The organism is Deinococcus taeanensis, assembly GCF_020229735.1.
Lineage (GTDB): Bacteria > Deinococcota > Deinococci > Deinococcales > Deinococcaceae > Deinococcus > Deinococcus taeanensis.
Window position 1 is genome coordinate 1,684,518 of the sequence record NZ_CP083455.1, and the last position, 14,787, is coordinate 1,699,304.

The 14,787-nt window shown below is 71.3% G+C and carries 13 protein-coding genes; 3 read left to right on the top strand and 10 right to left on the bottom strand.

The features are described 5' to 3' along the window. Nucleotides 1-257 precede the first annotated feature (257 nt). Nucleotides 258-1,193 carry a nucleoside hydrolase gene (locus tag LAJ19_RS08100; RefSeq protein ID WP_225475268.1) on the top strand — a complete coding sequence of 312 codons (936 nt, stop codon included), beginning with the start codon at nucleotides 258-260 and terminating at the stop codon, nucleotides 1,191-1,193. Here LAJ19_RS08100 and LAJ19_RS08105 read toward each other — a convergent pair. The 3 genes from LAJ19_RS08105 to LAJ19_RS08115 all read right to left on the bottom strand — a co-directional run bounded on the left by LAJ19_RS08105 (nucleotide 1,164) and on the right by LAJ19_RS08115 (nucleotide 5,166). After that, nucleotides 1,164-2,006, bottom strand: a complete 843-nt coding sequence (locus tag LAJ19_RS08105) for a glycoside hydrolase family 16 protein (RefSeq protein ID WP_225475269.1) — start codon at nucleotides 2,004-2,006, stop codon at nucleotides 1,164-1,166. The genes LAJ19_RS08100 and LAJ19_RS08105 overlap by 30 nt on opposite strands. A 232-nt stretch (nucleotides 2,007-2,238) precedes the next feature. After that, nucleotides 2,239-3,447, bottom strand: a complete 1,209-nt coding sequence (locus tag LAJ19_RS08110; protein ID WP_225475270.1) for an acyl-CoA dehydrogenase family protein — start codon at nucleotides 3,445-3,447, stop codon at nucleotides 2,239-2,241. 48 nt (nucleotides 3,448-3,495) lie between these two features. After that, complete coding sequence (locus LAJ19_RS08115) at nucleotides 3,496-5,166, bottom strand: acyl-CoA carboxylase subunit beta (protein ID WP_225475271.1); 1,671 nt, start codon at nucleotides 5,164-5,166, stop codon at nucleotides 3,496-3,498. An 84-nt stretch (nucleotides 5,167-5,250) separates the two neighbouring features. Between LAJ19_RS08115 and LAJ19_RS08120 the strand changes: the two genes are divergently transcribed. Further along, nucleotides 5,251-6,600: a cytochrome P450 gene (locus LAJ19_RS08120; RefSeq protein ID WP_225475272.1), complete on the top strand. Its 1,350-nt coding sequence runs from the start codon at nucleotides 5,251-5,253 to the stop codon at nucleotides 6,598-6,600. Nucleotides 6,601-6,654: 54 nt separating this feature from the next. On the opposite strand, the gene LAJ19_RS08125 is transcribed toward LAJ19_RS08120, so the two are convergent. The 4 genes from LAJ19_RS08125 to LAJ19_RS08140 all read right to left on the bottom strand — a co-directional run bounded on the left by LAJ19_RS08125 (nucleotide 6,655) and on the right by LAJ19_RS08140 (nucleotide 11,212). Continuing rightward, complete coding sequence (locus LAJ19_RS08125) at nucleotides 6,655-7,284, bottom strand: CoA transferase subunit B (RefSeq protein ID WP_225475273.1); 630 nt, start codon at nucleotides 7,282-7,284, stop codon at nucleotides 6,655-6,657. Between the two features lie 153 nt (nucleotides 7,285-7,437). Continuing rightward, nucleotides 7,438-8,352, bottom strand: coding sequence for an adenylyltransferase/cytidyltransferase family protein (locus tag LAJ19_RS08130; RefSeq protein WP_225475274.1), 915 nt, complete (start codon nucleotides 8,350-8,352; stop codon nucleotides 7,438-7,440). Then, complete coding sequence (locus LAJ19_RS08135; RefSeq protein ID WP_225475275.1) at nucleotides 8,349-9,809, bottom strand: nicotinate phosphoribosyltransferase; 1,461 nt, start codon at nucleotides 9,807-9,809, stop codon at nucleotides 8,349-8,351. Before LAJ19_RS08135 ends, LAJ19_RS08130 begins: the two co-directional genes overlap by 4 nt. Continuing rightward, nucleotides 9,806-11,212 (bottom strand): MFS transporter, encoded by a 1,407-nt coding sequence (locus LAJ19_RS08140; RefSeq protein ID WP_349774804.1) that lies wholly within the window; start codon nucleotides 11,210-11,212, stop codon nucleotides 9,806-9,808. Before LAJ19_RS08140 ends, LAJ19_RS08135 begins: the two co-directional genes overlap by 4 nt. A 72-nt stretch (nucleotides 11,213-11,284) precedes the next feature. Here LAJ19_RS08140 and nadE point away from each other — a divergent pair, with 72 nt between their 5' ends. Next, nucleotides 11,285-12,118 (top strand): NAD(+) synthase, encoded by an 834-nt coding sequence (gene nadE / locus LAJ19_RS08145; protein WP_225475276.1) that lies wholly within the window; start codon nucleotides 11,285-11,287, stop codon nucleotides 12,116-12,118. Nucleotides 12,119-12,134: 16 nt separating this feature from the next. Here the strand turns inward: nadE and LAJ19_RS08150 are convergent, their stop codons facing one another. Genes LAJ19_RS08150 through LAJ19_RS08160 form a run of 3 tightly spaced genes read right to left on the bottom strand, consistent with a single transcriptional unit; the run spans nucleotide 12,135 to nucleotide 14,674 of the window. Then, complete coding sequence (locus tag LAJ19_RS08150; RefSeq protein ID WP_225475277.1) at nucleotides 12,135-12,842, bottom strand: CoA transferase subunit A; 708 nt, start codon at nucleotides 12,840-12,842, stop codon at nucleotides 12,135-12,137. Between the two features lie 28 nt (nucleotides 12,843-12,870). Then, nucleotides 12,871-13,593, bottom strand: coding sequence for an alpha/beta fold hydrolase (locus LAJ19_RS08155; RefSeq protein ID WP_225475278.1), 723 nt, complete (start codon nucleotides 13,591-13,593; stop codon nucleotides 12,871-12,873). Continuing rightward, complete coding sequence (locus LAJ19_RS08160; protein ID WP_225475279.1) at nucleotides 13,586-14,674, bottom strand: alpha/beta fold hydrolase; 1,089 nt, start codon at nucleotides 14,672-14,674, stop codon at nucleotides 13,586-13,588. The genes LAJ19_RS08155 and LAJ19_RS08160 overlap by 8 nt, the downstream gene beginning before the upstream one ends. Nucleotides 14,675-14,787: the final 113 nt, after the last annotated feature.

Sequence of the window (14,787 nt, forward strand, 5' to 3'; positions counted from 1 at the left end):
GAGCGGGAAGGAGCGGCAGGAGGGAGGCGATGCTGCAGCCCGTCAGCGGCGGTCACGCACGCGCACGGGAACCGGAACCGGCTGAGGCTGAGGGCTCCCCTTGAGCACCTCACGCAGCCAGTCTACGAATTCGCGCAGGCCATTCATGTCCACAGTCTATTGACATCAACCTGACAGAGATGGCACTGACCTTACGATGAGTTCACGCTCCCCGCCCCGCCCGTCCCCACTCGCGGAACACGTGCGACACTGCCTTCATGCCCGCCCCGCAGCCTGTCATTCTGGACCTCGACCCTGGCCACGACGACGCCGTGAACATCCTCCTGGCCCTCGCCAGTCCTGAACTCCACGTGCTGGGTCTGACCAGTGTCTTCGGGAACGTCGGTCTGGAACGCACCACCCGCAACGCCCTGATCACCCGTGAACTCGTGCGCTCGGCTGTTCCCGTGTACGCCGGCGCGGACCGGCCGCTCGTGCAGGAGCGCATCAGCGCTGAAGCCGTGCACGGTGACAGTGGCCTCGACGGGCCTCACCTGCCTGAACCCACCCGCGGCACCGAACCCGAGCATGCCGCGCACTTCATCATCCGTACCGTGCGCGCGCTTCCCGGCGAGGTGACGCTCGTGCCCACCGGGCCTCTGACGAACGTCGCCCTGGCGTTCCGCCTCGCGCCGGACATTGTGCCTCTCGTGCGGCAGGTCGTGTGGATGGGCGGCAGCACCGACACCGGCAACTGGACGCCCGCCGCGGAGTTCAATGCGCTGGCCGACCCTCACGCCGCGCACGTCGTGTTCGGGAGTGGCGTCCCCCTGACCATGATCGGCCTGAATGCCAGCCACCAGGCCATCGCGCATCCTGCCCGCGTGCAGCTGTTCCGGGCGCTGAACACGCCCGTCGGTGCGTTCGTCGCGGACCTCCTGGCGTTCTTCGCCGAGCACCACCGTGAGCGGTACGGCTGGGAAGGTGGGGCGCTGCACGACCCGCTGACGGTGGCGTGGCTGCTGCGCCCGGACCTGTTCACCGTGCAGCCCATGCACGTGCAGATCGACCTGACGGGCGGCCCCAACCACGGCCGCACCGTCGCTGACATCTGGAACGTCACGGGCAGGCCACCGAACGCCCAGGTCATGACCCACGTGAACGCAGACGCCTTCTTCGCCCTGTTACGCGACCGGATCGCCAGCTTCCACTGAAGGCCCGGCGTCCGCGCCCCCGTGGCCGCCGCGCCGGTAGCCGCGCACCCACGCGACCTCCGCGCGTTTCGGCCAGGGGCCGGAACGACCCCCGCCCGGCAGCTCTGCGGGCAGTTCATACACGTTCAGCATGAACTGCATGGGGTACTTCGGGGACTGCGGCACCCGCCCGACCTCACGCCCGTCAATCCGGAACACGACCTCGCGGGGCGTCCACTCGGCGCTGTACACGTGCAGGTCAGCCGGACTGCCAGGCATCAGGACGTCGTGCATGTCCAGGTGCAGCGCCGGGTCGTGAATGGGTTTCACGCCGAAACGCACCCGGTAGTGCTCCTGCCCGCGTTCATGTCCGAAAAGCTCACACACGCAGATCTCCCCGGATTCCTGCGGGGTGCGTTCCACGCCGATCATCCAGAAGGCCGCGAGGTACCCGGCGGGCAGGTCAGCGCGCAGCGCCACCTCGAACAGCCCGTAGTGCGGGGTATACAGCCACTCGTCGGGTTGCGCCTCGACCACGCGCAGGCCCGCAGCAAAGTGGTGCTGTCCGTCCGGGCTGCCGGCCGGTCCGGACCGGCAGCCGGTCTGAACGCTGGACACCCGCAGTTCACCGTCGAACGCCGGGTTCCAGGGGCGCTGATCCTCGGTGATCAGCAGGTGCAGGCCCCGGCCGGGCAGCTCGAACCGCGCGGCCGACTGCGCGCGTCCCGCCCACTGGGGCAGGTAGAACGGCAGCCACCGGTCGCGGCGCAGTGCCGGGCCGCTGAAGTCGTCCTCGAAGTCCAGGGTGTACTGCTTGCGCCACACATCTGTCATGCCTTCATGCAAGCAGATTCGGGCGGGGGGTGGCGCATTTCAGGCGGGCGCCCGGTGCAGGGGCGTGACGGGGCACCCGGGCCACGGCGTTCCCGGCGCAGCGGTGAGGCTTCACTCCGGGCGGGGGTTCGGGCTTCCCCGCCCGCCGGTCAGGCCGCGCGTCGCGGCCCACACGCAGGAGGGAGGCCGTTTCTCCTCTGCGGACGGCCCCCCTTCCTCCTGCGGCGCTGCGTTACTCAGCGAAACGTTTGAGGACGTCGCGGCTGATGACGAGACGCTGCACCTCGTCGGTGCCCTCACCGATGCGGGTCAGGCGGTTGTCGCGCCAGTAGCGTTCAACGGGGTACTCCTTGATGTACCCGTACCCGCCGAGCATCTGGATGGCCTCGTCGCACGCCTCGACGCCGACGGTGGTGGCGAAAAGCTTGGCGCGCGCCACGGGCACCGTGAAGTTCATGCCGGCGTCCTTGAGGTCTGCGGCTTTGCGGATGAGGAGGCGGGCGGCTTCCAGTTTGGTGTCCATGTCCGCGAGGCGGAACGCGAGGTTCTGGTTGTGCCCGATGGGTTTGCCGAACTGTTCGCGGCTCTGGGTGTATTTCGCGGCGTACTCGAAAGCGGCGCGGCCCAGGCCGAGGCCCATCGCGGCGATGCCCACGCGGCCGCCGTCGAGGACTTTCATGACGTCCCTGAAGGCGTTGCCGCGCTCACCGAGCAGGGCGTCGGCGGGAAGGTGGATGTCCTCGAAGATCAGCTGGGCGGTGTCGCTGCTGCGCAGTCCGAGCTTGTCTTCCTTCCGGCCGATGCTGAAGCCCTGAACCTCGTCGCGGTTGAAGACGAAAGCGCTGATGCCGTCGTTCTTGCCCTTGCCGGGGCGGGGGGCGTCGGTGCGGGCGAGGATGACGTAGGTGCCGCCGACGCTGCCCTGCGTGATGAAGTTCTTGCTGCCGTTCAGGACCCAGCTGCCGTCGGCCTGTTCCACGGCGCGGGACTGCATGCCGCCGCTGTCGCTGCCGCTGCCGGGCTCGGTGAGGCCCCACGCGCCAAGTTTCGTGGCGCTGGCGAGGGCCGGCAGGAACTTCTGCTTCTGCGCTTCGGTGCCGCCGATCAGGATGTGGCCCTGGCACAGGGAGTTGTGGGAGGCGACGGTCAGGCACAGACTGCCGTCCACAGCGGCAATTTCCTCGATGATCATGGCGAAGGTGGCGGTGTCCAGCCCGGCGCCGCCGTACTCTTCGGGCGTCTGGGCGCCCATGATGCCCATCTCACCGAGTTCCCGCACGATGTCGGCGGGAAATTCGCTGGTCTGGTCTCGTTCGGCGGCGCCGGGTTCCACCTTGTTCTTCAGGAAGGCGCGCAGGGCGCTGATGATGGTGCGCTGGTCGTCGTTCATGGGCTGCGTGTGGGGGTTCTGGGTGTCGGGCCGGTTCAGGGTGCTGGTCATGGGAGGCTCCTTGGGGGTGGGAACTGGGGGACGGGCCGGTTCAGCGAGTCAGACCTGGAAGACACCGACCCGGAACTCGTCCTGGTGGGGGTTCTGCGCGCAGGCGTCCAGGGCGCGGATGAGGCGTTCGCGGGTGTCGTTCGGCGGGATGATCTCGTCCACCCACAGGCGCGCGGCGGCGTAGCGGGGGTCAAGTTCGGTGTCGTATTTGGCTTTGACGTCGTCGTAGAGCTTCTGAAGTTCCTCGTCGTCAGGCTGGTGTCCGGCGCGTTTCAGGGCGGCGAGCTGGATGTCGAGCAGGGTTTTGGCGGCGGCGTTGCCGCTCATGACGGCGTACTTGGCGCTGGGCCACGCGAACAGGAAGCGCGGCGCGTAGGCCTTGCCGTTCATGGCGTAGTTGCCGGCGCCGAACGACCCGCCGGTGATGATGGTGATTTTGGGCACGACGGTGTTGCTCACGGCGTTCACGAGTTTCGCGCCGCGCCGGATGATGCCTTCTTGCTCACTGTCGCGGCCGACCATGAAACCGGTAACGTCGCTGAGGAACACGAGGGGCACGCCGGCCTGGTTGGCGTCCATGATGAACCGGGCGGCCTTGTCGGCGCTGTCGCCGTAGATAACGCCGCCCACCTCGATGCGGGTGCGCAGGCCGGGTTCGCCGCCGGCCTTGAGTTTCTTCCGGATGACCGTGCGCTGGTTGGCGACGAACGCGGCGGGGTACCCGCCGACGCGGGCGAAGCCGCACACAATGGTTTCGCCGTACTCGGGTTTGAATTCGTGGAATTCGCCGGCGTCCACGAGGGCGGCGATCAGGTCGCGCACGTCGTACGTGCGGCTGCCGTCAAAGCCGACGAGGTCGGTGAGGTCGCGTTCCGGGGCGGGCAGCGGTTCGCGGCGGCGTCTGGCGAAGGGGGCAAGGTCCCCCTGGGCGTACAGGTCGGCGAGCGCGCGGATGCGTTTCAGGGCGGCGGCGTCGTCGGGTTCCTTGTAGTCGACGGTGCCGGCGATGCTGGCGTGCATGCTGGCGCCGCCGAGGTCCTCGCTGTCCACAACCTGCCCGATGGCGGCCTTCACGAGGGCGGGGCCGGCGAGGTACAGGCCGCTGCCTTCGGTCATGATCAGGGTGTCGCACATGACGGGCAGGTAGGCGCCGCCGGCCACGCAGTTGCCCATGATGGCGGCGATCTGGGGGATGCCGCGGGCACTCATGCGCGCGTTGAGGTAGAATACGCGGCCGAAGTCGTCCTGGTCGGGGAAGATTTCGTCCTGCATGGGCAGGTAGACGCCGGCGGAGTCGACGAGGTACACGACGGGCAGGTGGTTTTCCAGGGCGATGGTCTGGGCACGGATGACTTTCTTGGCGGTGATGGGGAAGAACGCGCCGGCTTTGACGGTGGCGTCGTTGGCGATGATCATCCAGGGGCGGCCCTGGATCTGGCCGATGCCGGTGACGGTGCCGCCGGATGGGCAGCCGCCGACGTCCTGGTACATGTCCCAGCCGGCGAAGGTCATGAGTTCGTCGAAGGGCGTCTGGTCGTCGAGAAGCTGCCGGATGCGTTCGCGGGCGGTGAGGCGGTTCTTGTCGTGCTGGCGTTGCTGGGCTTTGGGGCCGCCGCCGGCGTGGACGGCCGCCAGGTCCGCAGCGAGGCGGGCCAGGGCGTCGGGCCAGGCGGTGTGGGTGGGGGGCGCCGGGGGGGCGCTGGGGTCGGACTGGGTCATTGTTGCCGTCAGTCTAACAAACGACCGTTAGGGTGTGTGCGTACCCCTCTCCCTGCGTGCAGACAGAGTGTCAGAATGGCAGGCGTGCCCTCCCCCACCCTGCCGCCCGGCCCGCACGGGCAGTCCCCGCTGCGCGCCGCAGCCGAACTGCGCCGCGACCCGATCGGGTACATGCGCCACCTGCGCGCCGCATACGGTGACGTCTACACCCTGCGTGTCGGGCCGCGGCGGGTGCTGCTGGTCAGCGACCCCCAGGCCGCGCGCGAGGTGCTGGTTGAACAGGCCGCCCGTTTCCGCAAGGGCCGCGGCATCCAGAAAATGCAGGACCTTCTGGGCACCGGCCTCCTCACGGCCGAAGGCCAGACCTGGCGCACCCACCGCCGCCTGATGCAGCCGTCCTTTCACCGGTCCGCGCTGAGCGGCATGGCGAGCGACATCGTGCGCGCCACCCACCCCACCCAGCTGCGCCTCCTGAATGCCGCCGGCACCGGCACGTCCGTGGACGTGGGCCGCGAGATGCTCCGGGTCACCCTGCGCGCGGTGGCGTCCGTGCTGTTCGGCACCGGCCTCACCGAGAGCGAGCTGCGCACCGTGGAAACCGAGTTGCCGCCCCTGCTCGACCACACGGCCAGCCGCGCGCGCGCCGCCGTGGACCTGCCCCGCTGGCTGCCCACGCCCGCCGGACAGCGGGCCGCGGTGGCCCGCCGGGCGCTGGACGGCGTCGTGGCGCGCATCATCAGCGCGCGGCGCGCCGAACAGCGGGCCGGCGTACAGGGCGGCGACCTGCTGGGGATGCTGCTCGCCGCCCGCGACGAGCAGGGCGGAGGCCTGAACGACCAGGAACTGCGCGACGAGGTCATGACCCTGTTTCTCGCCGGGCACGAAACCACCGCGAATCTCCTGACGTTCCTGCTGCTGCTGCTTGCCCGGCACCCTGACGTGCAGACCCGGGTGCGGAACGAGGTGCAGGGCGTCCTGCAGGGCCGCGAGCCGACCGCTGCCGACCTGGGCGCCCTGCCCCTGCTCGGCGCCTGCATTCAGGAGACGCTGCGCCTGTACCCCCCCGCGTGGCTGGTGCCCCGGCAGGCCACGGCGCCGGTTCGTGTGGCCGGGTTCGACCTGCCGGATGGCGCGGCCGTGTCGGTCAGCATCTTCATGCTGCAGCGCAGCGCGGCGCACTGGCCGCAGCCGGACGAGTTCCGCCCCGACCGCTGGCGGAGCCTGCCGCGCACCCCCGAGGCCTTCATGCCATTCGGACTGGGGCCGCGGATGTGCATCGGCAACAACCTCGCCCTGATGGAAGCCACCCTGATTGCCGCGCTGCTGCTGCGCGACGTGCGCGTGAACGTCCCCGGTGGTGGCCCCACCGGCCTGCACGCGGGCGTGACGCTGCGCCCGGACGGCCCGGTGAACGCCGTATTCACGCGCAGCTGAGCCGCGCACAGGAGCCCCGGCAACACACCGGGGCCCCTGCGGCTAGAGCGGACTTCAGGCGTGAATGCGCGCCCCGGTTTTCGCCTGGAGTTCCTCCAGGGTCACGCCGGGCGCGAGTTCCACGAGTTTCAGGCCATCCGGGGTGACGTCCAGCACGCCGAGGTCCGTGATGATGCGGTCCACGACCTGCTGCCCGGTCAGCGGCAGCGTGCAGGCCGGGAGGATCTTGTGTTCGTCGCCCTTTGCGACGTGCTCCATCAGCACCACGACGCGCTGCACGCCCGCCACGAGGTCCATGGCGCCGCCCATGCCCTTGACCATCTTGCCGGGAATCATCCAGTTCGCCAGGTCGCCCTGCTCACTGACCTGCATGGCCCCGAGAATGGCGAGGTTCACGTGCCCGCCGCGGATCATGGCGAACGAGTCGGCGCTGGAGAAGAAGCTCGCGCCGGGCAGCGCGGTCACGGTCTGCTTGCCCGCGTTGATCAGGTCGGGGTCCACCTCGGCCTCGGTGGGGAACGGGCCGATGCCCAGCAGGCCGTTCTCGCTCTGCAGCATCACGTTGACCCCCTCGGGGATGTGGTTGGCAACCAGGGTGGGCAGGCCGATGCCCAGATTCACGTAGTAGCCGTCCTGCAGTTCGCGGGCCGCGCGGGCGGCCATCTCGTCTCGGGTCCAGGGCATGAAGCCTCCTTCGGGTGGGGAACAGGGGTGGAGTGGGAGCCAGGGGCAGCTTGCGGCGCGGCGGGAGGGTGTGTCAAGCCGCGCGGGCCGGGGTCCCGGGCGGGGGGCGGCGCGGCGGTTCGTATGATGCGGCTGCGCCGTCACACCCGCGTTTCAGTGCGCGGTGAGCCGCGTGAGGATCACGTGGTGGTCCTCGAAGAACCTGCGTGGCCGGGCCAGGGCGCGGGCCAGCGGCACGGGCTGCGTGCCGGGCGGCGGCGCGGGCGCGCGGACCACGTGCGCGGTGGTCGGGACGCCCAGCGACCGGCCCGGATGAGCGAACACGCTGGCCCCGGCTGGCCGGTCACCGGGGTTCAGGGGAGTGCCCGGCAGCGCCCAGAGGCCCGCACCGATGGGACCGGCGCGGCGGGTCAGCCACACCGCCGGCTCGCCGGCGTGCGGCGCGGCGTACAGGTCCAGGCGTTCGTGGCGGGGCTCGCCGGACCACGCGGCCCGTTCGGCCCGCAGGGCGGCGTGCTCGGCCCTGAGGTGCCGGTAGGCGCGGGTGCCCTGGAAGCCGGTCAGGAAGGTGCCCACGGCGGGCGGCAGTGCGGAAGGGACCACCCCGCCGCCGAGGTACTGTTCGCGCAGGTCCGTGGCGTTCAGCAGGCGCCCTGCGGCCTGCACGGGCGGCGCGGGGTCCAGCGTCCATTCCGGGAACCAGTGCAGGTAACTGCTGCTGGCGTCCTTGTCGAAGCCGATGAGAATCACCTCGCCCGCGGGCCGGGCCGACCGGACGGCGGCCCGCACGTGCGCCGCCCAGCGGGCCGCGTCGAACTCGTCCGGAACGGCAGCCAGGGCCACGCGCCGCGCGGTCCCTCCCGCGCCGGGAAGCGCCGCGCGGAGCATGGCGGCGCGCTCCCGCGGCGTGAAGGGGTTGCGGCTGCTGCGCGCGAGGTTCGCGCTGCCGAGCAGCACCAGCAGCCGGCCGTGGCGGTCCAGGGCGGCCTGCATGGTGAGCAGGTGCCCCGCGTGCGGCGGCTGGAAGCGGCCCACGTACACGGCCAGCGCGCCGGGAACGGGCCTCACAGGCCGTGACGGTCGCGCAGATCGGTGATCAGGGCGTCCCGCCGCGCCTGGAGGGTCTCGCTGAGGCTCACGTGGTACCGGTGCGGGTTCAGCAGGCGCCGGGTTCCGTCGGGCAGGGCGCCCAGGTCGGCGGCGGCGCGCGCCTGCGCGGCACCCAGGGGTTCGGGGGGGCGGGTGGGCACGCCATTTTCCAGCATCACCTCGCGCGGGTCATGCCACGTGAGCCCTGCGGGCACGCGGCGGGAGTTCAGGGGGTTGGCAGGGTCACTGACCCGCTCGCCCGCCTGCGGGGCCGGGTCGCCCGCCCCGGTGATGACGTCCATCACCAGCCGGCCCTGGGAGTCCAGGGCGCGCCACACGCGTTTGATTCCGGGCACGCTGGTCTTGGCCGGGTCCCCGGTGAGTTTCATGCGGTCCTGGCCGTTCAGCGCCACGAGCTTGAACACGCCGCCCAGCGCGCCGCCGCCCTCGCCGCCGCCCGTGGCGAGCTGCGTGCCGACCCCGTACACATCCACGCGGCCGCCCTCGCGGATCACGGACTCGATCACGAACTCCGACAGGTCGTTGCTCGCCACGATCCGCACGGCGGGGAAGCCCGCCTGGTCCAGCGCCTCGCGGACCCGCGCCGAGAGGTACGCGAGGTCGCCGCTGTCCAGCCGCACGCCGCGCAGTTCATGGCCCGCTTCGCGCAGTTCCCGCGCGACGGTCAGGGCGTTCGGCAGGCCGCTGCGCAACGTGTCGAAGGTGTCCAGCAGCAGGGTGGTCGCGTCCGGGTAGAGCCGGGCGTAGGCGCGGAAAGCGTCGAGTTCGCTGGGAAAACTTTCCACCCAGGCGTGGGCGTGTGTGCCCGTGACGCTCAGCCCGTACCGGGCGGCGGCCTCCACGTTGCTGGTGCCGCTCGCCCCGCCGATCACCGCGGCGCGCGTGGCGCCCACGGCGCCGTCGGGTCCCTGGGCGCGCCGGGCTCCGAATTCCACGATCTCCCCGCCGTGCGGACTGCCGTGCGCGGCGCTGAGGCAGCGCGCGGCCTTCGTGGCGATCAGGCTCTGGAAGTTCAGGATGTTCAGCAGCGCCGTTTCGACCAGCTGCGCTTCCCACAGCGGGCCGTGCACGGTCAGGAGCGGTTCGCCCGGGAACACCACGCGCCCTTCCGGGAAGGCCGTGACGCGGCACGTGAACCGCCAGGTGCGCAGCGCGTCCAGGAAGCCCGGCGTGAACAGCTTCAGGCTCTCGAGGTACGTCAGGTCGTGTGCCGTGAAGTGCAGGCCCCGCAGGGCGTCGAGGGCGGGCGCCAGGCCTGCCCAGAGGGCGTACCCACCCTGAAACGGGTTGCGCCGGTAGTACAGGTCGAAGGTGGCCGGCTGCTGGTGAAGGCCGCAGGCGTGGTAGCCCTGCATCATGGTCAGCTGGTACAGGTCGGTGAACAGCGCCGACCCGAGGGGTGAAGGGTGAGTCATCCGCGTTCTCCTTCGGGCAGCGGCTTGCCGCGCGTCTCCAGGCCGATGCCCCAGATGCACCCGGCCGAGATGATGAACGACGCGGCGAACACCGTGAGCGCCTGGGGCAGGTCCCCGGCCAGCAGCAGCGCGCCCGCCGCGGGCGACACGAGACTGCCCAGCCGCGCCGACGCGCTCAGCAGGCCGATGGCGCTGGCGCGCAGCGGCGTGGGAAACAGCTCCGGGGCGTAGGCGTACAGCGCGCCCCACGTTCCCAGCAGCGAGAACGCCAGCAGGCCGGACGCGATCAGCGCCCACTGTGCGGACCCCGACAGCAGGAACAGGTAGGCGCCCGCAGCGCTGGCCAGCATGAACGCCACGAGGGTCAGGCGCCGCCCTACCCACTCGATCAGCAGGCTGGCCAGCAGGTATCCGGGAAGCTGCGCGAGCGCCACGACCATGGTCAGGCGGTACGTTTCGCCCAGGTCCACGCCGTGCGTGCGCAGGTACGCGGGCAGCCACGAGAAGATCCCGTAGTAGCCCAGGCTCATGCCGAACCACGTGACGGCCAGCAGCGCCATGCGGTCACGCAGGTACGGGGAGAGCAGCAGCGCCGACCAGCGGGGCGCCCTCACGGGTGAGGGGGGTGGGGCCACCAGCGTGCCGGGCGGCAGGGTCCGGCGATTGAGCCGGGCTACGCGGGTCAGCGCGGCGCGCGCCTCCTCCACCCGGCCCCGCCCGATCAGCCAGCGGGGCGAGTCGGGCACGCCCATGCGCACCAGCAGGCCCACCACGCCCGGCAGCGCGGCAATCAGCACCAGCAGCCGCCACCCGAGTTCCGGGTCGACCCGCCCGGCGAGCAGGTACGCGAGGCCTGCAATGCCCAGGGTGCCCAGCGCCCAGAACGCCTCGACGAGCACCAGGAAACGGCCGCGCAGCCGGCGCGGCATGAATTCGGCCATCAGGGCGTAATCGACGGCCATGGTGCCCCCGATGGCGAACCCCGTCAGGAAACGGGCGAGCAGCAGCACCTCCACGTTGGGGGCCAGGGCGCCCACCACCCCGAACAGCACGCCCAGCAGCACCGTGAGCAGGAAGACCGGGCGGCGGCCCTGCCGGTCGGCCTGCCGGCCCCAGTACGGCGCGCCGAGCAGCATGCCGGCGAACGTGGCCGACAGCAGCATGTTGGCGCCGAGCGTTCCGGGCGGCAGGTTGAACGAGGCGTTCACGCCGGGCAGCGCGAACCCCATCAGCAGGACCTCCATGGCGTCAGCGGCGAAGGTCAGGCCGCAGATGATCAGCAGGCGCACCTGAAAGGGTCCCACGTCCAGGTGGTCTAGCACGCCCCCCACCGTGAGGGTGCCGGGTGCCGGGGCGGCCACGGCGGCGTCCGGCAGCTGAAGGCGGGTGGGCCGTTCGGTCACGCGCTCAGTGTATGCCTGCGCCGCGGGCCGCAGCGCGGGACCTGCTGCGGACCACATGGAATACTGCGGGGCATGACCACCCTGAGGGAGCAGATTCAGCGTGAACTCTGCGCGCAGAGCGCGATTGACCCGGCGGCGGAAATTGAGCGGCGCGTGGCGTTCCTGTGTGCCTATGCGGTCGCCTCACGCACGCGGGGGTTCGTGCTGGGCATCAGCGGCGGGCAGGACAGCACGCTCGCGGGCCGGCTGTGCCAGCTGGCCGCCGAGCGCCTGCGCGCCCAGGGTCACGAGGCGACGTTCGTGGCGGCCCGCCTGCCGTACGGCGTGCAGGCCGACGAGGCCGACGCTCAGCGGGCCCTGGCGTTCATCCGTCCGGACCGGACCGTAACCGTGAACATCAGGGCGTCCGCGGACGCCGCGGCGCAGGCATCGGCGGACGCCCTGGGTGAGGCGCTGCGGGACTTCGTGCGCGGGAACGTGAAGGCGCGCGAACGCATGGTGGCGCAGTACGCGCTGGCCGGGCAGTTGAACCTGCTGGTCGTGGGCACCGACCACGCCGCCGAGGCACTCACCGGGTTCTTCACGAAGTACGGCGACGGCGGCGTGGACCTCACGCCCCTGACCGGACTGAGCAAACGACAGGGCGCGGCCCTTCTCGCGCACCTGGGCGCCCCGGAAGCGACGTGGCGCAAAGTGCCCACCGCGGACCTGGAAGACAGCCGGCCCGGCCTGCCGGACGAGGTGGCGCTCGGCGTGACCTACACGCAGATCGACGATTACCTTGAAGGCCAGCCGGTGCCCGACGACGTGGCCGCGCGCCTGGAGGGCCTGTACCGGCAGACGCGCCACAAGCGCACCGTGCCGGTCACGCCGTTCGACACGTGGTGGGCAGACGACCCGCGCTGAGCGGTCAGGCGCCGGCTCAGCCCTGGGGCGCCGGGCGCACGGTGCGCTGTTCGATGCGTTTCTCAGGCGTGGCGTTCAGCACGACGCGCTGCACGAAGATACCGGGGGTGTCCACGTCGTCCGGGTCGAGGCCCCCGATGTCCACGATCTCCTCGACCTCCGCGACGGTCACCTTCCCGCAGGTGGCGGCCATCGGGTTGAAGTTCCGGGCGGTCTTGCGGTACACGAGATTCCCGGCGCGGTCCGCTTTCCAGGCTTTCACGAGGGCGACGTCGGCCACGATGCCGCGCTCGAGGATGAACGTCTCGCCGCCGAAGTCCTTGTGTTCCTTGCCTTCGGCGACGATGGTGCCCACGCCCGTTCTGGTATAGAAGCCGGGAATGCCGGCGCCACCGGCGCGCATGCGTTCGGCCAGGGTGCCTTGCGGCGTGAATTCCAGTTCGAGCTCGCCGGCGAGGTACTGCCGTTCGAATTCCTTGTTCTCCCCGACGTACGAGGAGATCATCCTGCGAATCTGGCGGGTCTGGAGCAGCAGGCCCAGACCCCAGCCGTCCACGCCGGCATTGTTGCTCACGGCCGTGAGGTCCCGCGCGCCGGTGTCGCGCAGCGCGAGGATCAGCTGTTCGGGAATGCCGCACAGCCCGAAGCCGCCCACGGCGATGGTCTGGCCGTCGGCCACGATGTCGGAAAGCGCCGCCTGGGCGCTGGGGTACACCTTGTTCATCTTGTCTCCAGTGTAGAACGAACGCTCGTTAGTGCGCGGGGAGGGTTTCCAGGAAACGGTCCAGGTGCACGCGGAACCCCGCCGGGTCCTCCTGAGGGAAACCGTGCCCGCGTCCGGGCAGGATCACCGCCCCGGCGCCCAGCGAGGCGGCCTGGGCGCGCACCCTGTCCGGCGTGATCAGGGTGTCCAGTTCGCCGCCCAGGACCAGCACCGGCAGCACGGCGAGGCGGGCGGCCTCGACCCGCCACGCAGCCAGAGCCCGGGCGTTCCCGCTGTAATGCCCGGCATGCATGCGCGCGCCGTCAGCCACGAGCTCCGCGAAGTTCGCCGGGCGGCCTGACGGGAACAGCGCCCCGAGACTCGCTTCCATCAGGGGCGGCGCCGTGCGCAGCAGTTCCAGCACCGGGTAGTTCTCCTCGGGCGTGACCAGCCCGCCCAGGGGGGCGCTCGCCGCCAGCACCAGGCCCCTCAGGGCCTGCGGGTTCCGCGCGGCACAGTCGAGCACGACCGCGCCGCCCAGCGAGTGCCCGAGCAGCACGGGCCGCGTGACGCCCTGCGCGCGCAGCCAGTCCTGAAGCCAGTCGGCGTACCCGGCGATGGACACCGGGCCCTCATGGGCGGTGCCGGCAAAGCCCGGCAGGTCCGGCGTGAGCACCCGCCAGCCGCGCGGCGGGTTGGCCTGCAGGTCCGCCCACCAGCGCGCCGAGGCGAAATTGCCGTGCACGGCCACCAGCGTCCTGAGGTCAGACACGGCGGACCTCCGGCACGGAGCGCACGGGAGGCCGCGCGTCGCTCTCCAGCAGGGCGCGCAGCGGCGCCTCGAACGCGTCGGTGTCGGCGAGGCCCCCCAGGTGTCCCCGGGGAGAATCGAACTCCAGGTGGTTGAACGTCACGCCCGCCGCCTGCGCCTGCGCGGCGAAGTCGCGCATTTCCGCAGCCGGGAAGAACTGGTCGCCGCGGACGTTCACGCTCAGCAGCCGCGTGCCGTGCTCCCGCCACTGCTGGTGCAGCGCGCCCGGCGGGCAAATGGCGGTGATGTCATGCGTCTGCACGGCCCGGCCGATTTCCAGCACGTGCGCGAGGTCCGCGTTCACCGTGCGGGTGCGCAGGTACGCGTCCAGGTCGTCACGGCGGAACGTGGCCTCCAGGCCGTCGGCACCCAGACCGAAGAACGTGATCACCCGCAGGGTCTCGTGCAGCGCACTGGCCCCCCCCGCACTGGCCGCGCTGCGCAGCACCGGGCCGAACACGCCGCGCAGCACCGGGCCCGCCACCGGGCTGCTCACGATGGCCGCCACCCGCGGCGCCAGTGCCGGCGTGCGCGCCGCCCACTGCAGCGCCTGCATTCCCCCGAAACTGGGTCCCGTGACCGCGTGCCAGTGCGGGGCGCCCAACGCGCGCAGCAGGCCGCGCTGCGCGGCGTGCAGGTCCGCCATGGTCCACGCCGGGAAACGTTCGCCCCACGGGCGGCCGTCCGGGTGGGGCGTGGCCGGGCCGGTCGTCACCACGGCCGGGTCCTGCACCTGCACGTTACCCAGGGTGTTCAGGCACACCACGTGGTACCGGTCGGTATCCAGCGCCCGGCCGGGGCCGATCAGGGTGTCCCACCAGCCGGGCGTGCCGTCCGGGTTCCGTCCGGCGGCCCGCATGGTGCCGGTGTAGTGATGGCAGACGAGCACCGCGTTGTCCCGCGCGGCGTTCAGTTCGCCCCAGGCCTGACCGCCCAGCCGCAGCGGCACCGCAACGCCCTGAATCGTCAGTTCACCGCGCAGTTCGAACGTGCCGGGCCCGCCTGCTGGCGCCCGGGTCCATCCGGAGGTGCCGGGCGTCATGCCGGAACGCCCGGACGGAACGCCGGGCAGCCTGTCGGGCCGCCCGCTCCACCTGCCCCGCTCCTCGCCGCGCCCGGCGCCCCTGGCGGGGTCCGGGGTCCTGTCGCCTGACT